Origin of the sequence: uncultured Sphingomonas sp., assembly GCF_937871615.1 — a bacterium.
Taxonomy (GTDB): domain Bacteria; phylum Pseudomonadota; class Alphaproteobacteria; order Sphingomonadales; family Sphingomonadaceae; genus Sphingomonas.
This window is the reverse complement of sequence record NZ_CALMPA010000005.1, coordinates 1-19,034: the sequence shown is the minus strand read 5'-3', so window position 1 is coordinate 19,034 and position 19,034 is coordinate 1. Positions and strand designations below refer to the sequence as shown.

General features: G+C 64.8%; 18 protein-coding genes. 13 read left to right on the top strand and 5 right to left on the bottom strand.

Going from position 1 to position 19,034, the window contains the following annotated elements:
- Window positions 1–41: 41 nt before the first annotated feature.
- The gene (locus tag Q0316_RS00640; RefSeq protein ID WP_298668120.1) at window positions 42–845 is read right to left on the bottom strand and encodes a ketoacid CoA transferase; all 804 of its coding nucleotides are present in this window, start codon (window positions 843–845) and stop codon (window positions 42–44) included.
- 12 nt (window positions 846–857) lie between these two features.
- Window positions 858–1,733, bottom strand: a complete 876-nt coding sequence (locus tag Q0316_RS00635; RefSeq protein WP_298668115.1) for a CoA transferase subunit A — start codon at window positions 1,731–1,733, stop codon at window positions 858–860.
- Window positions 1,734–1,884: 151 nt separating this feature from the next.
- Between Q0316_RS00635 and Q0316_RS00630 the strand changes: the two genes are divergently transcribed.
- The 10 genes from Q0316_RS00630 to Q0316_RS00585 all read left to right on the top strand — a co-directional run bounded on the left by Q0316_RS00630 (window position 1,885) and on the right by Q0316_RS00585 (window position 13,019).
- Window positions 1,885–2,640, top strand: coding sequence for an SDR family oxidoreductase (locus Q0316_RS00630; protein WP_298668111.1), 756 nt, complete (start codon window positions 1,885–1,887; stop codon window positions 2,638–2,640).
- Between the two features lie 77 nt (window positions 2,641–2,717).
- A complete protein-coding gene (locus Q0316_RS00625) occupies window positions 2,718–4,367 on the top strand; it encodes an amidohydrolase family protein (RefSeq protein WP_367179599.1) in 1,650 nt (549 codons plus the stop codon).
- 60 nt (window positions 4,368–4,427) lie between these two features.
- On the top strand, window positions 4,428–5,579 hold the full coding sequence (locus tag Q0316_RS00620) for a LuxR C-terminal-related transcriptional regulator (RefSeq protein ID WP_298668103.1): 1,152 nt from the start codon (window positions 4,428–4,430) through the stop codon (window positions 5,577–5,579).
- Window positions 5,580–5,584: 5 nt separating this feature from the next.
- On the top strand, window positions 5,585–6,487 hold the full coding sequence (locus tag Q0316_RS00615; RefSeq protein ID WP_298668101.1) for a bifunctional MaoC family dehydratase N-terminal/OB-fold nucleic acid binding domain-containing protein: 903 nt from the start codon (window positions 5,585–5,587) through the stop codon (window positions 6,485–6,487).
- Window positions 6,487–7,464, top strand: a complete 978-nt coding sequence (locus tag Q0316_RS00610; RefSeq protein ID WP_298668098.1) for an acyl-CoA dehydrogenase family protein — start codon at window positions 6,487–6,489, stop codon at window positions 7,462–7,464. Before Q0316_RS00615 ends, Q0316_RS00610 begins: the two co-directional genes overlap by 1 nt.
- Window positions 7,461–7,856, top strand: coding sequence for a MaoC/PaaZ C-terminal domain-containing protein (locus Q0316_RS00605; RefSeq protein ID WP_298668095.1), 396 nt, complete (start codon window positions 7,461–7,463; stop codon window positions 7,854–7,856). The genes Q0316_RS00610 and Q0316_RS00605 overlap by 4 nt, the downstream gene beginning before the upstream one ends.
- Window positions 7,853–9,028 carry a lipid-transfer protein gene (locus Q0316_RS00600; RefSeq protein ID WP_298668092.1) on the top strand — a complete coding sequence of 392 codons (1,176 nt, stop codon included), beginning with the start codon at window positions 7,853–7,855 and terminating at the stop codon, window positions 9,026–9,028. Before Q0316_RS00605 ends, Q0316_RS00600 begins: the two co-directional genes overlap by 4 nt.
- Before the next feature lie 3 nt (window positions 9,029–9,031).
- A complete protein-coding gene (locus Q0316_RS00595) occupies window positions 9,032–10,219 on the top strand; it encodes an acyl-CoA dehydrogenase family protein (RefSeq protein ID WP_298668090.1) in 1,188 nt (395 codons plus the stop codon).
- A 1-nt stretch (window position 10,220) separates the two neighbouring features.
- Window positions 10,221–12,029, top strand: a complete 1,809-nt coding sequence (locus Q0316_RS00590) for a long-chain-acyl-CoA synthetase (RefSeq protein WP_298668088.1) — start codon at window positions 10,221–10,223, stop codon at window positions 12,027–12,029.
- Window positions 12,030–12,059: 30 nt separating this feature from the next.
- Complete coding sequence (locus tag Q0316_RS00585; RefSeq protein ID WP_367179598.1) at window positions 12,060–13,019, top strand: aromatic ring-hydroxylating dioxygenase subunit alpha; 960 nt, start codon at window positions 12,060–12,062, stop codon at window positions 13,017–13,019.
- Between the two features lie 42 nt (window positions 13,020–13,061).
- On the opposite strand, the gene Q0316_RS00580 is transcribed toward Q0316_RS00585, so the two are convergent.
- From Q0316_RS00580 to Q0316_RS00570, 3 genes are read right to left on the bottom strand one after another with little or no spacing between them, the layout of a single operon-like run.
- A complete protein-coding gene (locus tag Q0316_RS00580) occupies window positions 13,062–14,204 on the bottom strand; it encodes an LLM class flavin-dependent oxidoreductase (protein WP_298668084.1) in 1,143 nt (380 codons plus the stop codon).
- A gap of 60 nt (window positions 14,205–14,264) precedes the next feature.
- Window positions 14,265–15,227 (bottom strand): LysR family transcriptional regulator, encoded by a 963-nt coding sequence (locus tag Q0316_RS00575; RefSeq protein ID WP_298668082.1) that lies wholly within the window; start codon window positions 15,225–15,227, stop codon window positions 14,265–14,267.
- Between the two features lie 26 nt (window positions 15,228–15,253).
- Entirely contained in the window at window positions 15,254–15,997 is a 744-nt protein-coding gene (locus Q0316_RS00570) for an SDR family NAD(P)-dependent oxidoreductase (protein ID WP_298668080.1), read from the bottom strand.
- Window positions 15,998–16,130: 133 nt separating this feature from the next.
- On the opposite strand from Q0316_RS00570, the gene Q0316_RS00565 reads away from it, so the two are divergent.
- The 3 genes from Q0316_RS00565 to Q0316_RS00555 form a co-directional block, all read left to right on the top strand.
- The gene (locus tag Q0316_RS00565; protein WP_298668078.1) at window positions 16,131–17,243 is read left to right on the top strand and encodes an acyl-CoA dehydrogenase family protein; all 1,113 of its coding nucleotides are present in this window, start codon (window positions 16,131–16,133) and stop codon (window positions 17,241–17,243) included.
- Complete coding sequence (locus tag Q0316_RS00560) at window positions 17,240–18,463, top strand: acyl-CoA dehydrogenase family protein (RefSeq protein WP_298668076.1); 1,224 nt, start codon at window positions 17,240–17,242, stop codon at window positions 18,461–18,463. Before Q0316_RS00565 ends, Q0316_RS00560 begins: the two co-directional genes overlap by 4 nt.
- Window positions 18,464–18,857: 394 nt before the next feature.
- Window positions 18,858–19,034, top strand: a 177-nt coding sequence (locus Q0316_RS00555; RefSeq protein WP_367179600.1) for a helix-turn-helix domain-containing protein, incomplete at its 3' end; no start/stop codon positions are given.

Below are 19,034 nucleotides of genomic sequence, written 5' to 3'. Positions count from 1 at the left end.
GATCTCCGCGATCCGCTCGGCTATGTTGCAGGTGATCGGCATCAGACGTTTTCCCGCACCGCTGCGGGATTGCCCTTGATGACGCCCGCGCGGATGTTATGCGGATCGAGCCGGGCGATGATCGCCAGTTCCCCCTCGTCCGGCAGGCGCGTGGTCGCGATGTTTGCCACGGTTTCCAGCGGAAAGCCGGTTGCCGCGCGAACTTCCTCCAATGTCACGCCGGGATTAAGCGAGACGATACGGATCGCGTTGTCCGCGCCGCCGAAATCCATGACGCACAGATTGGTGACGATCAGCCGCAGATCGATGCTACTGAAGTCCGCGCCGGGTGTGCGTCGTGCGGGATTATAGCCCACGCTCGACACCATATCGACTTCGCCATCGACGAACACCCGCGTCGAATGCGCGGGAATGAACATCGAATTGGGATGGTGGATCGAGTTGCCCGGAAAACCGCGCGCGCCCAGCATCTGCACCTTGGGCCGGGCATAGATGCCGCCGAGGCACGACAGATTGGTCTGGCCGAAGCGGTCGATCTGCGTCGGCGTCACCATCGCGTGCCGCCGCCCGGTCCACACCGCCGCGTCGAAGAAACGGGAGAAGGGCAGATAGCCCGTGCCATGGCGATGCGCATAAGCACGTGGACCGATCGGCACCGGCTCTTCGACCAGGAACGCCTCGCCATCCGTCATCAGCAATTCGGGTGTATGCGTCGATTTGGCGAGGCTGGCGGCGAGGCGTGGGACCGGGCCGACGCCGGTCGCGACGATCTCGCCCGCGCCGCGCCATGCCTCGGCGCAGGCGACGATCGCGAGTTCGGCAAGCGTGGGGGTGAGGTTGCTCATCCGTTCGTCCCCTCAGAAGATCGGCAGCGGCAACGCCGCCAGCCGATCCTTGCCACCGACGCGCTCGATATAGCCTGCCTCGTCGCGGCCGATCACCTCATCGGCATATTTCGTCCAACCGCCTTCCTCGCCGGCGCTGGCGACGTAGCCGCGCAGATGCTCCATGTCCCAGCCGTAATCGGGCGGAAGAGATGTGGGGTGCGCACCGAGTGGCGCGTGGACGACGGCGGTCACGAACATACGCTCGACGAAGCTTGCGCGCGCCGCGTCGGCGTCTTCGATCTCGATCCTGTCCACCACTTCCTCCGCAGAAACGAACGTTTCCGAGGCAGCCCGGGCGAACCATTCATCATAATAGATGTCCGGCCCGAACGCCTGGATGTTGCCGCGCCGGTCCACCCGCTGAACATGGAGCAACGCCGCGTCGAGCTTCAACGCTGGCATCGCCAGCAGCGCTTCGCGATCCCCATATGGCGAGGTAACGGTCTCGAATCCGCCGTGCGTCATCACGTCGGTGCCGAGGCCCACGCGCGTGGGCAGGAACGGCAGACGCATCGCCGCCGCCTTCAATCCCCATTGAAGCATGCCTTCGTCAAGCTCGAGGATGTCGAGGCCGCCGGCTTCACGCGCCTTGCGAAAATATGGTTCGAGCGGAATGGCATCGAGCGAGACGAAGCCGAAGATCAGCTTGCGGACCTTGCCGGCCGCGCACAGCATCCCGACATCGGGGCCGCCGTAGGTGACCACGTTGAGATTGCTGATATCCGAACGCAGGATTTCGCGCACCAGCGCCATCGGCTTGCGGCGAGGTCCCCAGCCGCCGATTCCGATCGTCATTCCGCTGCGCAGTCGCCCAGCGAAATCGTGCAGATCGAGTGTCTTGTCCATGCCTCTCCCCGGTTGCGTCGAATGCATTCGCCGATGCTTTCCGGGTGCAGTTTCGAGGTGCGGGTCACAATCACCATTTGGGGAGCGACAGACGGGCCGGAATGACGGTCAAATTCAGCGATAACGACAGCGATCGAGCGAGGGTTTGGGGATGGAGGGCAAGGGTACGCCAGTGGCGATCGTTACCGGCGGAACGCGCGGATTGGGGCGCGCAATCGCTGAGCGCTTGCTGGCCGATGGATGGGAAGTCGCAGTGTGCGGCCGTCGTCCACCGGAGATGCCGGTGATGGCCGCCGGCCGCGAGGCCTTGGCGCTCGCCGCGGACATCCGCGATCCCGAAGCGGTGATGAAGCTGGTGGCAGATGTGGTCGCGCGGTTCGGCCGGTTGGATCTGCTGGTCAATAATGCTGGCGGCGCGCCCAAGGTGGATCTCGTCACATCCTCTCCGTCGCTGATCGAGAAGATCGTGACGCTTAACCTGCTCGCGCCGCTATATGTTTCCCAGGCGGCGCAGCCGCATCTGGCCGCGACGCGAGGATGTATCGTCAATATCGCCAGTGTTTCCGGGCGGCGGCCGTCGCCGGGCACCACCGCTTATGGCGCGGCCAAAGCCGGGCTGCTCAGCGCGACGACGAGCCTCGCGCAGGAATGGGGACCGGCGGTGCGCGTCAACGCAATCGTCGTCGGGCTGGTCGAGGATCACGATCAAATGGAGCATTATGGCGGCGCGGCGGGCGTGACGCGGATCGGTGCGGCCATCCCGTTGGGCCGGATGGCGCGCGGTCCCGATCTGGCGAACTTGGTCACGTGGCTGGCGTCGTCCGAGGCCGCCTATGTCAGCGGTGCGTGCATTGATTTGCACGGCGGCGGCGAACCGCCGGCGTTCCTCGATCTGGCGCGGGGCTGAACATGTTCGATCTGTTGATCCGTGGTGGCACGGTCGTTGACGGAAGTGGCTCGGAGCCTTTTGCAGGGGATGTCGCAGTGCGTAACGGGCGCATCGCTGCGGTGGGGACGATCGCGGGCGAGGCTAGCAGCGAGATCGACGCGACGGGGTTGATCGTCACCCCCGGTTTTGTCGATATCCACACTCATTATGACGGGCAGGCGACGTGGGAAGCGCGGATGCAGCCTTCCTCCTGGCACGGTGTGACTACCGTGGTGATGGGCAATTGCGGCGTCGGCTTTGCACCGTGCCGCCCCGCCGACCGTTCCACCCTTGTCCGGCTGATGGAGGGGGTCGAGGACATCCCCTATCCCGTGTTGATCGACGGATTGCCCTGGGATTGGGAAACCTTTCCCGACTATCTGGATTCGCTGGCCGCGCGCAGTTTCGATGTCGAGATCGGCGCGCAATTGCCGCATGCGCCGCTGAGGGTTTATGCGATGGGCGAGCGTGCGGAGCGCAGGTTGCCCGCCAATCGCCACGAAATCGCGCTGATGCGCGCGCTCGCCTGCGAGGCGGTGGAGACCGGCGCGCTCGGCTTTTCCACCTCGCGCACGATCATGCACCGCGCCGCCGATGGGTCGCCCACGCCGACACTGGCTGCGGAAGAGCAGGAATTGCTGGGCATCGCCATGGGGCTGGCCGACGCGGGGGCTGGCGTGCTGCAGTTCGTATCGGATTTCGATGATCCGCGCGCCGAATTCGCGATGTTGCGGCGGCTGGTGGAGGCATCGGGGCGGCCCTTATCCTTCTCGCTGGTACAGAGCGCGGCCCGCCCGGACAATTGGAAGATTCTGCTCGACGAACTGTCGCGCGCGGTGGACGATGGTCTGCCGATGCGCGCGCAGGTGTGCGGCCGGCCGGTGGGGATGATGCTGGGGTTTGAGTTGAGCCTCAATCCCTTCGTGGAAACCGGCGCGTATCAGGATGTGGCGCACCTGCCGCTTGCGGAGCGCGCGGTGGCATTGGCCGAGCCGGCAATGCGCCGTCGTCTGTTGGCGGACACTGCGGTCGGCGCGTCGCAATGGGCACGCTATCTTTCGGATATCGAGCGGATGCTGATCCTCGATCCGGTTCCGGATTACGAGGCTCGGGCCGAACGGTCGGTCGGTGCGATCGCGCGCGATCGCGGCATGTCGTCGGCCGAGGTGGCGCTCGACCATATGCTGAGCGAAGGTGGGCAGGGGGTTTTGTATCTGCCGTTCCTTAATTACGCCGACTACAATCTGGACGCATGCCACAGGATGCTGACACACCGCGACACGGTGAGTGGCCTGTCGGACGGTGGGGCGCATGTCGGCACGATCTGCGACGCCAGTTTCCCGACATCGATGCTGACGCACTGGACGCGCGACAGGAGCCGGGGACCGCGCCTGTCGATCGCCGAAGCGGTGGCGTTGCAGACATCCAAGACCGCCGCCGCTGTGGGTCTGACGGACCGTGGCACGATCCGATCTGGCATGCGCGCCGACCTCAATATCATCGATTACGCCGGGCTGGTGTTGCACGGGCCTGAGGTGGCGTATGATCTGCCATCCGGCGGGCGGAGGCTGCTGCAGCGGGCGGAAGGATATCGACATAGCTTCGTCGGCGGAATCGAAACCTATCGTGACGGTCGGGCGACGGGCGCGCTGCCTGGGGGGCTAATTCGGGCGGCGCCTTGCCCGGCGGCCGATAACACGATGTGATGCCCGGTCTCCATATGGGGATGGCGCGCCGACGCTTCACGGGACACAGATGAGAGCAGGATGAGGACGACAACAAAAAGCCTTGAGCTGACGGATACGCTCCTGAAGCTGTTGTACGGCGGCCCGCTGGAGCCGATTCCATGGCGCGGCTTCCTCCAGGCGCTGTCGGATCATGTCGGCTGCGACAATGCGGCGATTACGTTGCAGTTGAGCCGCAAGGGCCTCGCCCCCATGTTGATCTGGGGCAACGATCCGCCGGTCAGGGGGGAAATGGCACGCGATATCGGCGGCCGGCACGCCGAGATGGGGCACATGGACCCGCTCCGCAACGCGCTGGAGCGATCGGGCGGTATTCTGCTGCTGGAAGAAGTGGTCAGCCGCGAGACGCTGCTGGAGAATGAATTTTGTCAGACGGTGCTGCGCCCGTACGGGATCGAACACGCGTTGGGCATGTATGTCCGCGAACCGGGCGGTCTGGAGTGCAATTTCGGCCTGACGAGCACTGCGGACGGGGTGCGATTCGGCAAGGAGCACAAGGATTTCATGGGGCTGCTCCGCCCGCATTTCGTGCAGGCGCTGGAGTTGTTCGCGCGCATCTATCGCGACGAATCCGAAATCGAGGTGCTGACCGATGCGCTCGATCGCCTGACCATCAGCACGTTCATGATTGACGGTCGCGGGAAGGTGCTGCGGGCCAATGGCGCGGCGCGCGAACTGATGGCGCGGGGAGAGGCGTTTCGCATCCTGGACGGTCGATTGGCGCTGAATGGCCGGTCGGATTCCGCGCGCTTCCGGCAGATCATCGAGCAGGCGCTGGGCGCGCGGTTGTCCAGCGACAAGAACGATTATGTTCGGGCATTCCGCTGCATCGACAACGGTAACGAGGATCTCGGTGTGCTGGTGCGGGCGATCCGTCGGGACCGGCTGGCCCCGGCCGACCTGGGACCGGCGGTCGTAGTATATGTGACCGACACCGGGCGGAGTGGATCGTTCAAGCAACTGATCGCGACGCTGTTCGATCTCTCCCCATCCGAGGCAAATCTCGCCGCATTGCTTACCGAGGGGCTGACGCTGGCCGAGGCGGCGCGGGAGGCCGGGCTGACCGAAAGCACTGTGCGCAGCTATTCCAAGAAGATTTTCGCCAAACTTGGGGTCAGTCGGCAGACCGATTTGGTGCGCCTGATTCTGCGCAGCGTGGCGATGCTCGGATGAATCCGATGATGGACGATATCGCGACGCGGTTGGAGGCTTATGTCGGCCGCTCTTATGGCCCGTATCGCGCGTGGGACGTCGTCAATGCGCCGATGATCCGCCAGTGGCGCGAGGCGATCACGGCGGGGAATGATGACGGGTGCGTCGTTTCCGGCGTTACGCCGCGCACGATGCTCAACGTATGGATGATGCGCGGGCTGGCCGACCGGCGGCCGGCGGATTCGGTCGGCGACGATCCCTATGAGCTGGTCGCGCTGCTGCGCGAGCAGGGCTATATCGGCGTTGTCGCTACCAAATGCGCACAGCATTACGTCCGCGCATTGCGGGTGGGCGAGCGGCTGGAAAGCCATGTGACCATTGCTTCGGTAAGCCCCAAGAAGACGACTGGCCTGGGCGAAGGTTATTTCATCACGCTGCACCACGCCTATTCGGTTGATGGTGAGCCGGTCGGGTCGATGGACTTCACCACGCTGCATTACGCTCCCAAGGTGAAGCAACCGGAAGGATCCTCACCGCCGCAACCGGGTATCAGCGAGGATACGCGCTTCTTCTGGGAGGGGCTGAAGGAGCGGCGCCTGCTCGCTCAGCGTTGCGACGATTGCGGCGCCCTGCGGCATCCGCCGGGGCCGATCTGCACGAAATGCCACAGCTTCGCGTGGAGCGCGGTGGAGCTTGCGGGCCGCGGGGCACTGCATAGCTGGACGGTAGTGCATCACGCGGCGCACCCGGCGTTCGACTATCCGCACGTCATCGGGCTGGTCGATCTTGACGAGGGATTGCGGATCGTCGCGCCGCTGGAGGGGCTGCTCGATACGCCGGTAGCGGGCATGGCGCTGGAGATCGTATTCCGCAGCGCGCCCGATGAGGATCGGCTTCCCGTCTTCCGTCCGGTCGCGGAGGCGGATTGATGGATTTTCGCATTTCCGACGAACAGCGGGCGATCGCCGATCTCGCTGCCGATATCTTCGCCGGGGACGGCGATGCGCCACCAGCGTGGGGCGTGCTGGCCGAGGCCGGATTGCCGCAACTGCTGGTCCCCGAGGCGCATGGCGGAGTCGGGCTGGGGCAGATCGAATTGTCGCTGATGCTGATCGAGCAGGGGCGCGGGCTGGTGGCGTCGTCCCTGTGGCGTCATGCCGTCGCTGCCCTGGCGCTGGCAGGCACGGCGATGGACGACATGGGGCGGCTGACGCTGGCGATCGAGAGCGATGCCGTGGCGACGCGATCAGGTGCCGGCTGGCGATTGCAGGGCATGGTGCTTGCGGTGCCCGATGCCGCTGAGGCGAGCCGTGTGGTCGTGCCGGCGTTGGTCGAGGGTACGATCGCCCTGTTCGCGGTTGATCCCGACGCAGCGGGCGTCGTGCGGCGCGACGGAATCCTGACTGATGGTGAGGTCGCGAGCGACCTGATTTTTTCGGATGCTTCCGCGCAATCGCTTGGGCTGGACGGCGGATGGCTGCGCGCGCGCGCCGCCGCTTGTGTCAGCGCGCTGGCGGTGGGTGTCGCGCGCGGCGCGGTTGAGCGCACCGCCGCTTATGTGGGTGCGCGTCAACAGTTCGGGCGGCCGATCGGCAGCTTCCAGGCGGTGGCGCAGCGGCTGGCCGATTGCTTCACCGATGTGGAGGTCGCGCAGACGTTGGCGCTCGAACTGGCGTGGCGGATCGATACGGGCGCGGAACCGGGAAACATCGTGGAGGTCGCGACCTATTGGGCGAACCAGTGCAGCCATCGCGTCGCCCATGCCGCGATGCACCTGCACGGCGGGGTGGGAGCGGACACCAGCTATCCGATCCACCGGGTGTTGCTGATGAGCCGCGCGCTTGAATTAATGCTGGGTGGATCGCGGCGGCAGATCGCCCGGATCGGAGAGAGGCTGGCGGCATGATCGACCTGTTCGTTTGCGGCGCGGAATTGCCGCCCGTCGATATCGCCGTAACCACGCGCTCGATCGTCGCATCGGCGCTGGCCACGCGCGATTATCAGGATGTGCATCACGATCTGCCCCGCGCACGCGAACTGGGCACCCCTGACATCTTCATGAACATCCTCACCTCGAATGGCTATGTCGAACGCTATGTCGATCGCTGGCGCGCGCCAAATAGCGAGATCGAGTCGATCGAACTGCGGCTCGGCACCTCCAATTTCCCCGGCGATACGATGCGCCTGACCGGGAAGGTCGAGGCGGTCGAGGGCAATCGCGCGACGCTGTCCGTGACGGGCCTCAATGTGCGCGGCGCGCATGTGCTGGCCAGCGTCGTCGTGCGGAGGGCGGCGTGAGCGCGTCGGCCCTCTCCGGTACCGCTGCGATCGTCGGCATCGGCGCGACCGAATTCTCCAAGAACTCCGGCCGCACCGAAATCCGCCTGGCGCTGGAAGCATCACTCGCCGCGCTCGCTGACGCCGGGATTGCGCCGGAGGAAGTGGACGGCATCAGCACCTATACCATGGACAACAATCCCGAGGCGGACGTGCATCGTCTGCTGGGGGGGCGGGCGCTGCGCTTCTTCTCCCGCATCGACTATGGGGGCGGTGCTGCGTGCGCGCCGGTAATGCAGGCGGCGATGGCGGTCGCATCTGGCGCGGCGAAGGTCGTGCTCTGCTATCGCGCGATGAACGAGCGGTCATGGTATCGCTTCGGACTGGCGGGGGGCGTCGCGCCGTCCGCACTCTACAAATCGACGCATTATGGCTGGTATTCGCCTGCCGGGCTGCTTACCCCGGCATCGCAGGTAGCGATCGCGGCGAGGCGCTACATGATTGATTTCGGCGCGACGAGTGAGGATTTCGGGCGGATTTCCGTTGCGGCCCGTGGTTTCGCGGCGACCAATCCGGCGGCGTTCTTTCACGGAAAGCCGATCACGCTGGAAGATCACCAAAACTCCCGCATGATCGCGGACCCGCTGCGCTTGCTCGATTGTTGTCAGGAGAGCGATGGCGCGGTGGCGCTGGTCATCACTTCGCTGGAGCACGCACGGCGGCTGGGCGGCAAACCGGCGGTGATCCGCGCGGCTGCACAGGGCAGCGGTCCCGAGCAGCATCTGATGACCAGCTATTATCGCGACAGCATCTCCGAACTGCCGGAAATGAAGCTGGTCGCCGACCAGATGTGGGCGATGAGCGGGCTGACACCGGCCGATATCGGGACAGCGATAATCTACGATCACTTCACCCCCTATGTGCTCCCGCAACTGGAGGCGTTCGGCTTCTGTGGCCGGGGGGAGGGGAAGGACTTCGTCCGCTCGGGCGCTCATGCGCGCGGCGGGGCGCTGCCGATCAATACGCATGGCGGACAACTCGGCGAAGCTTATGTCCACGGCATGAACGGTATCGCGGAGGCTGTGCGGCAGATCCGGGGCACGGCGGCTAACCAGCAGGCCGATGTGGAGCATGTGCTTGTCTCGGCCGGCGCGGGCGTCCCGACCAGCGGCCTGATTCTGGGTCGAGACTGAACGATGCACATCACCCTCACACCCGAACAGGAGCGTATCCGCTCCGAAACGCGCGCCTATTTCGCGGCGCTGCTCGGAGAAGGCAAGCGCGACGCCTATGACGCGGAAGTCGCGACCGGCGTGGAGGCGGGGCCGGAGTATCGCGCGCTGATCCGTCAGATGGGCCGGGACGGCTGGCTCGCGGTGGGCTGGCCGGTCGGATATGGCGGGCGCGGCTACGGCCCGGTCGAACAACTCATCTTCCTCGAGGAAACGCAGAGGGTGAAGGCGCCCTATCCGTTCGTGACGCTTTCCACGGTTGGACCGGCACTGATGGCGCATGGCAGCGAAGCGCAGAAGCGGCGCTTCCTGCCAGGCATCGCGGCGGGGGAGATCCATTTCGCGATCGGCTATACCGAGCCGAATTCAGGAACCGATCTCGCCAGCCTGCGATCGACGGCGATGCGGCGGCCGGACGGCGGTTTCATCGTCAACGGGCAGAAAATCTACACCAGCCATGCCGAAGGTGCGGATTTCATTTGGTTCGCCGCGCGCACCGATCCGGAATTGCCGCGTCACAAGGGGCTGTCGATCCTGATTGTCGACACGACGCGGCCAGGCTTCTCGATCACGCCGATCCACACCGTCGGCGGCATGCGCACCAACGTGACCTATTATGATGAGGTCGTGGTCGATGAGGACATGCTGGTCGGCGAATGGAACGGCGGTTGGCGGCTCATCACCTCGCAGCTCAACCACGAGCGGATCGGACTGGCCGCGCGTAACGCGATCGGCGAATCACTGTTCGATCGGGTGCTGGCATGGGCACGCACACCGCATGGGAACCGCCGGCCGATCGACGACCCGACGACGCAGGCGCTGCTCGCCGAGGCGGAGGCGCGGCTACATGCGGTGCGCAGCTACAACTACCGTCTCGCTTCAGAGATGGCGCACGCCGAACCGCTCGCCGCGCTGGCTTCGTCTGCCAAGGTGTTCGGCACCGATACGATGATCGAGGTGTGCCGCTTGCTGCTCGAGGCGTTGGGCATGGGCGGGCTTTATCGGTCGGGTAGCGAAGCGGCGCTGATCGGCGGCGAGGTCGAGCAATATTATCGTAAGTGCCAGATCAATACATTTGGCGGGGGCACGGCTGAGGTGCTGCGCGAGATCATCGCGCAACATGGCCTGGGCACGCCGCGAGTGGTGCGCTGAGATGGATAAATGGGATCGCGCGCTTGGCCCGCTGAGCGATGCAGGGTTGCAGGAGATCTTCGATCGTCGCCTGCCTGTGTTGGCGCGGCATGTGCCCTCGAGTCGCTATACCTTCGCGGATTTGTTCGAGGAGCGCGCCGCGCAATATGGTGACGCGCCGTTCCTGATTGACGGGGAACGTCGGCGATCATGGGCGGAAGTGGAGGTTGAAAGCCGGTGCATCGCCCATGCGGTGCGCGCGCTGGGACTGGGGCGCGGCGACACCTGCGCGATCATGCTCCAGAACCGGATTGAATATGTGACGGTGATGCTCGGGCTGGTGCGTGCGGGCGTGGTAGCGGCGCTACTCAACACCAGCATAGGCGGTGCGGCGCTGGAACATGCGGTGCGGGAAACGAAGGCGAGGGCGCTGATCGTCGGGAGCGAGTGTCTCGCGAGCTTTGCCGGTGTGGCGGAGAACCTGCCGCGCTGGGTCGTCCCTGATGCCGAGGTGGCGCTGGAGGCGGGGCAGTTCGATCTGCTCGAGCGGGCGGGCGCGATTGGCGCGCGCGCGATACCGGCGGAATGGCGCGCGGCAATCGTCGGCGAGGATGTCGCGCTCTACATCTTCACCTCGGGAACTACCGGGCTGCCCAAAGCCGCGATCCTCAGCCACATGCGCTGGCTAATGGGGGCGGAAGTCAAGGTGGCGATGATGGGGCTCGACGATCGCGACGTTTTTTATTGTTTCCTGCCGATGTTCCATGGCGCGGTCGCCATGTCGCTGTTCGCCGCAGCCGTTTCGGCGGGCGGCGGATTCGTGATCCGGCGGCGATTCAGCGCCAGTCGGTTCTGGGATGATGTGCGAGCGCACGGCGTCACCACCTGTCAATATGTCGGTGAGATCTGCCGTTATCTGATGAACGCCCCCGCCCGGCCCGATGATCGCGACCACAGCTTGCGCGCGATCACCGGCACCGGGATGAGCCATGAATTGTGGGGGGCGTTCCAGCAACGCTTCGGCATCCCCCAAATTTACGAAGGCTGGGGATCGACCGAGTGCAACACCTCGCTGGTCAATTACGAGAATGTGCCGGGAGCAGTCGGCCGTGTGATTAACTGGAAGAAGACCAATTTGCGCCTCGTCCGCTACGACGTGGAAACCGATACGCATCCGCGCGACGTGAATGGCCACATGATCTTGTGCGCGCCGGGCGAGGCGGGGGAGGCGATCGCGAAGATCAACCGCTCGCCCGATAGCGGCGGCGGACGGTTTGAGGGCTATACCTCCGCCGAGGCGAGTGAGCGCAAGATCCTGCGCGATGTATTCGTGGCGGGCGACGAATATTGGAGTTCCGGCGATCTGCTGCGCTGCGAGGCATCGGGCCATTGCTTCTTCGTCGACCGGATTGGCGACACCTTCCGGTGGAAGAGCGAGAACGTCTCCACCCAGGAAGTGGCTGACCTGCTCGGCGATTTGCCGGGGCTGGAGATGGTTAACATCTATGGCGTCAAGGTGCCGGGCGCGGAAGGGCGCGCCGGTATGGCGGCGGTCATCATGCGGGAAGACGAAGCGTTCGATCCTGCGGCCTTTTACGCGCTCGCATCGGCGCGGCTGGCGCCTTATGCGGTGCCGCTGTTCGTCCGGGTGTGGGGTGACCCCGATTTCACCGCCAGCTACAAGCTGCGCAAGGTTGATCTTCAGCGCGAAGGCTTTGACCGTGCAATGGTTTCCGATCCGCTGTTCGTGATCGACCGGGAGCTTGGTTGCTATGTGCCGCTCACGCCTGAAGCCGTTGCGCGCGCGACCGGCGTGGCGCTGACCGCATGACTATGGTTGATTTACAATATTCAGGAGGTTGTGGTGGTTGAGCCCCGTTCCCCGTTGCCAATTCCATTCGGTTGGTTTGCGATCGGCGTGTCGAGCGATTTCGCGTCGGGTGGCGTTTATACGCTCAATTATTTCGACACCGAATTCGTGCTGTGGCGCGGCCAGGACGGCAAACTCCGCGCGCTCGATCCCTTTTGCCCGCATCTCGGCGCGCATCTAGGGAAGGGCGGCGAAGTGGTCGGTAACGATCTGCAATGCCCGTTCCATCACTGGACCTTCGAGGGGCAGGGGATCGTCACGGGCATCCCTTATACTCCGGCGATACCGCCGCAGCTCAAGCGTCCGTGCGGTCGCGGATGGCGGATCGAGGAGAGGTTCGGTGTAGTCTACACTTGGTTCCACCCGGCCAAGGCCGATCCGCTGTGGGAACTTGCCGCGGCCGAGGAACTGGAAAATGGCGAGTGGGATCGGGTTGACGGTCAACAGTGGCGGATCGGCGTCCATGTGCAGGAGATCACCGAGAATGGCGTGGACTATGCCCATTTTCGCGCGGTCCACGGCACCAAGTCGCCGCCGGAGCCGACATGGGAGATCAAGGGCTATCAGCGCAACAGCCGCGTGACGGCGAAAATGGAGACACCACGTGGGCTCGTTGATGGCACGATCGTCGTGCGCAACACCGGACCAGGGCAGTCCTTCATCCGTTTTCACGGCATTTCGGAACTACTGGTGGTCAATCTGCCGACCCCGATCAACCGCGAAGCGACGCTGCTTCGGCAAGAGTTCTACGTGCCGAAATCGCTGGAGGGCAGCCCGCGCCGCGCCGCGATGGGGGTGGCGCGCAACATCATGTTTCAGGTGGAGCAGGACATGCCGATCTGGGAAAACAAGCGGTTCGAGCCGCGCCCGATCCTGGTGCGCGGCGACGGGCCGATCCTCGATTACCGCAAGCAATATGCGCAATATTACGCTGAGCCGGTTGAGGCGTGAATGAAAAGGGGCCGGTATCCGCGTGATACCGTCCCATCTCGCTCATTCTGCCGCCTGCGCCGTTTGTTGCGCGCGGAAGTGCGGAATTACCTCGGTGCCGATCAGTTCGATCGTTTCCATGATCCGCTCGTGCGGGATGCCGCCCATCTGGGACAGGAACAGGATTTCATCCGCTCCCGCGTCAAGCAGGCGCTGGACATAGGCGATACAATCCTTCGGCGTGCCATAGGCATCCTTCACCTCGGCGAAATAGCCGTGGTCGGTGTGCAGGGCGATCTTGTCCTCGCCGATCACCGCGAATTTTTTCTGCTCCAGCCGCTTTAAGGCTTCCAGATGATCTTCCGCGCCGAGATCATAAGCGGTAGGCTTAGGCAGCCCCTGATACCAATGCGCGAGCGCCTCCGCGAAGAACCGCTGCCCGCGCAGTCCCACGCGGCGCGCGAGATCGCGATCGTGTGAGACAATCGTTGGACATAGCGCGGCGAGATGTTGGATCGGTCGGAAACCGACCTGATCCTCCGGCTTCCGGGTGTTCCATGCCTCGCGATAGATGCGGCTCTTCTCGGCGACATCGTCCGGCCCGCCGAAGCCCATCACCAGCGCACCGATCCCGCGCGATCCGGCCATCTTCAGCGAATCCGGGCGCGTCGTCGCCATGTAGATCGGCGGGTGCGGCGTCTGGACCGGTGACGGATGGACCGGGCGGGCGGGGATGTCGATGAACTTGCCGTGATGTTCGACGTGGCCATCGGCGAGGATCTTCGGGATAAGATACATCGCCTCGTCGATGATCGGCTGAAGCTCGGAAAGTTCATAGCCGAACGCGCCTGCTTCCTGCTGGCTACCGCCCTTGCCGACGCCGAACTGTACGCGCCCACCCGACAGGATATCGAGCATCGCGATCCGCTCCGCTACCTTGATCGGGTGGTTCATCGCCGGCATCAGGCAGACGACGCCATGGCCGATCCCGATCCGCTTCGTGCGCGCGGCGACGAAGGCGAGGAAGGTCTCCGGCGTGCTCATATGCGCATATTGCGTGAGCGATGTATGTTCGACCGCCCAGATATTGTCGAAGCCGAATCGGTCGAGCGCCTCGGCCTGCTCAACCATCTCCAGCAAAGTGCGCTGTTCCTCCTCGGGCGTCGGATCGGTTACTTGCGCCTCGTAGATCATTGAGAATTTCATGCGGCCTCTCCTGCGACTTGCCGGGAGGCTAGGCGCGCGAGGCTTGCGAAAAAATCGCTATTATTCGACTGAAGCATCCTCAAGAATAGATAGCTTGTCGCGGAGGAAGCGCGCTAGGCGGGCTGGCAGGTCGCCGTCCGGATCGACCCGCCAGACGAACGAAAGACGCATCGCCATATCGAAATCGACCGGCTTGACGAATGCCACCTCGGCCGGCGCATGGCCGCGAAGCGACGCGGGCACGAAGCCGATGCCCATTGCGCGGCTCACCACGGTCATCGTGACATCGGAGTTGGGCGTTTCCATCACGATGCGCGGGGTGTAGCCGCGCCGCTCGCAAGCGGCGAGCAGCCGGTCATAGAGATGCGGGTTCTTCTTGTGCGACGCCCAGATGATCGGCTCCTGGGCCAGATCGGCCAGCCGGATCGATCGCCGGCGCGCCAGCGGGTGATCGGCGTGGATCGCGATCAGATAGGGATCGAGCGCCAGCGGTCGCGCGTCGAAGCGCAGGCGCGGCGATCCGAGCGCGGCCGCGATGTCCTCCTCCGGCGGATGATAGAGGAAGCCGGCATCAATGTCGCCGCTTTCCAGTTCGGCCCGCTGCTCCTCCGAAACCATTGGACGGAGCTGAAGAGTGATTTCCGGCCAGGCCACACCGAACGCTTCCAGCGCGTCGAGCATATGCCGCTGGCGGGTGACGATTTCGGCGAAACCGACCGTTACGTTCCCCGCAGTGCCACCGGCAATCGCCTGTATCCGTTCATGCGCACGGGTGATTGCGGCGAGGATTACCTGCGCCTCCGCGAGGAGTGCCTCACCCGCCGGAAGCAGGCGCATTCCCCGCGCCTCCCGAGCGAACAGCGCCGCGCCGCCCAGTTCCTCCTCCAGCAGGCGGATGCGGCGGGAGATGGCGGACTGGGCGGTGTTGAGTCGCGCGGCGGCGGCGAGCAGCGATCCAGCCTCCGCAACAGCGAGGAAATACGGCAGGTGCCGCAGGATCGCCGCCGACGGACGGCTCGTCATCTGTTGCGCTCCATCGTGCCAGCATATCAGTGCCAGCCGCTTCCGCCATCCGCGGTCAGTACCGCGCCGGTGGTGAAGCTGGATTCGTCGCAGCTGAGGAACAGCGCCATCGCGGCAATTTCCTCCGGCGTCCCGGCGCGGTTCATCGAGAGCCGTGCCAGGGTCACGTCGCGCTGGGACGGGTTTTCGATGTAGAGCGCGTCGGTCATCGCGGTAGCGATGAAGCCGGGGCAGAGCGCGTTGGCGCGGATGTTGTCGATCGCAAGTTCGGCCGCGAGCACCTTGGTGAAGGCGATCAATCCACCCTTCGAGGCTGCGTAGGCGGACATGGTCGCGTTGGGGCGCAGCCCGCCGAGCGACGCCACGTTGACGATGGTGCCTCCTCCCGCACGGCGAAGATGCGAGACGGCGAAGCGGCAGAGCTGCGCGGGAGCCATCAGGTTCACGTCGTTGATCCGGCGCCACAGCGATTCGTCGGTATCCTCCACGCGGGCAGTGCGCAGGATACCGGCGGCATTGACCACGCCATCGAGGCCACCGAGCACGTCGGCGAGGGTGTCCACCGCTTTCGCGAGCCCCTTGATATCTGTGATGTCGAGCGCCTGTCGCGCATCGCCGATACCGGCAAGGCCGGTGGCGTCGATGTCGATCGCGGCGATCCTCGCGCCTTCGGCCGTAAAACGTTCGACGATAGCGCGCCCCATGCCGGCAGCGGCGCCAGTGACGATAATTCTGCGCCCGGCGAGCCGGCTGGGATGCGACTGGTTCATGATCCTCTCCTTCTGCTCGCCTATCTTCGGCCAGTGTATGCACGGAAACGCTCCCCAATTGGGGATGCGCCGCGACATGTCGGCATGTCACACTACGCTGGTCTCGGAGAGGTGATATGGGCGGCGCGAGCCAATGAACGTCGATTATGACGAGGATACATATGCGCTGATGGCGCATGCGCGCAGGTTGCTTGAGGCGCGGGGAGCGGTCGGCGCGGCGCGGCGGGTGCTGGAAGGCGAGGGCGAAACCCATGCCGCCGCGCTGTGGCGTGAGGTCGGTGAACAGGGTTGGTGCGGAGTTGCGATCGACGCGGCCCATGGCGGGCTGGGGATGGGCAGTGTCGCGCTGTGCGGGCTTGCGGAGGAATTGGGCCGCTCTCTGGTGCCGTTGCCGTTCGCGTCCTCGATATACGGCTTCGGCCAAGCGCTCACGCTTGTGGGGAACGAGGCGCAGCGGTTGCGGCTGCTGCCCGAAATCGCATCAGGCGCGCGGATCGGCGCGCTTGCCTTCACCGAGGGCCCCGGTGCGCCCTTCGCCGGCCTGCTTGCCGCACGCGTCGAGGGCGGGCTATTGAGCGGGGTGAAATTGCCCGTCACCGACGGAATGATCGCCGACGCTGCGATCGTTCTCGCTGCCGGCGAGCAAGGGCCGGGGTTGTTCATCGCCGACCTCGATCATCGAGGCGTGTCCCGGCAAATGCTCTCAACGCTTGATCCGACGCGCCCCGCCGCGCGGATCGACTTCGCCGACGTGCCGGTCGAGCCGCTCGGAGAGGTTGGGAAGGGGTATGAAATTGCTGCTACCGTCCTCGCTCGTTACGCCGTGCCGCTCGCGTTCGAGGCGATCGGCGGGGCGGATGCTTGCCTGCATATGGCGGCGGACTATGTGAAGAAACGCTTCGCCTTCGGTCGCCCGGTGGGCGGCTATCAAGCGGTGAAGCATAAGCTAGCCGATATCTACGTGAAGAACGAGATGGCACGCTCGAACGCTTATTATGCGGCCTGGGCGGCGGATCACGATGCCGCGTCGTTCGATACGGCGGCGGCTTCGGCGCGAATCGCTGCCAGCGAAACTTTTTGGTTTGCGGCGAAGGAGGCAATTCAGCTGCACGGCGGAATCGGCTTCACCTGGGAAATGGATTGTCACCTGTTTTACCGTCGAGCGCGCCACCTGATGGTTGCCGCCGGCGCGCCGGACTGGTGGCGGGAACGGCTCGCCGCTCGATTGCGGCAGGAGGCGGCATGACTTTTGATGATACCCCGGAAGAGGCCGCCTATCGTGCCGCGGCGCGGGAATGGATCGCGACACACCGCGAGCGGATAGGGGACGGCGGCGATGCCCCGGCTGGCTCCGCCGCGCACCTTGAGCGGATGCGGCATTGGCAACGGCTGAAGGCTAAGAGCGGTTATGCCTGCATCGCCTGGCCGAAGGCGATCGGCGGCGGTGGTGGAACCCCCATCCAGCAGGCGATTTTCGATCAGGAGGAGGCGCGTGAAGGGCTTTCCTCCACCTATTTCATGACGGGGCAAAAGATTTGCCTGCCGCCGCTTCTGAAGCATGGCAGCGAGGAGCAACGCGCGCGCTTCATCGCCCCGGCGGTACGCGGCGATGAAATCTGGTGCCAGCTCTTTTCCGAACCGGGCAACGGCTCCGACCTTGCCGCCGCACGCACCCGCGCGGTGCGCGCAGGCGGCGACTGGCGGGTCGACGGACAGAAGGTGTGGAACAGCCACGCCGACCGTTCGGATTTCGGCCTGCTGCTTGCTCGCACCGATCCCGATGCGCTCAAACATGCCGGGCTGACCATGTTCTGGATCGACATGCGCACGCCTGGCGTGGACGCGCGCCCGCTGCGCCAGATGAATGGAGGGGCGGAGTTCAACGAAGTTTATCTCGACGGGGTTGTGTTGCGCGACGATCAGCGCGTCGGCGAGGTTGGCGAGGGCTGGGCGGTTGCGCTCACCACGCTGGCGAACGAACGGGCGGCGCTGGGTGGTGGTGGCGGGCCTACGTGGCGTGACCTCCTCGCGCTGGCGTGCAAGGTGCCTTCCGGTGACGGCACAATGGCCGACGATCCGGTGTTCGGCCGCAAGCTCGCCGATTTCCATGTCGAGGCCGAATCGTTTCGTCTCTTCGGTCTGCGGATGTTGAGCAAGGTATCGCGTGGCGACGTGCCGGGGCCGGAAGCGGCGGCGGCGAAATTGATCTGGTCGAACCATGTGCAGGCGCTTTCGGCGGCGGCGGTCGAACTGGCGGGCGATTTCGGCATGATAGCTGATCCGGCGATTGCCCCGCTCGGGGGGGCGTTCCAGGCGCGATTGATGTGGGCGCCTGGTCTGCGCATCGGTGGCGGGACCGACGAGATATTGCGTAACATTATCGCCGAGCGGGTGCTCGGCCTCCCGGCTGACGCACGCTCCGACAAGGGGATTCCGTTCCGCGAAATTCCACAAGGCGCGTTATAGGCGCGGCGGGTATTGACGATCCCCTCCCCAAACAGGGGCACCCGCCTGATGATCGGCGTGTAATGTTGCGATCATCGAAAAGTGGAGAGGGGCGCGCGGACACTCTTGGCCCGGTCGCGGGCTATCCGGTGGCGCCAGAAATGTTATGGCCGCAGCGACTGTCGAGACTTTGGGTTTTGATCCCGTTGCGCTGAAGCGGAAGTATCTCGCGGAGCGGGATAAGCGGTTGCGGGCTGACGAGAGCGCGCAATATCAGCAGGTCGCCGGGGATTTCGAGCGTTTTGCGGATGATCCGCACGCTAGAGCGGTTTTCGGGCGATTTGAATCGCGGAGGATTCCCATGAGGCGGATTTTCTGATTCATCATGCGTGCTGGCGAAGGAGGCTGGCAGGGGATGGGTCGAGCCTTATCGCGTGACTTGCGAGAACGAGTGGTAGCCGCTGTTGAGAGCGGGCTTTCCTGCCGGGCGGCGGCGGTGCGGTTCGGGGTCAGCGCAGCGAGCGCGATCCGTTGGCGCCAGCTGGCGCTTCGTCACGGCACGCCAGCGGCCAAACCGCAGGGCGGCGACCGT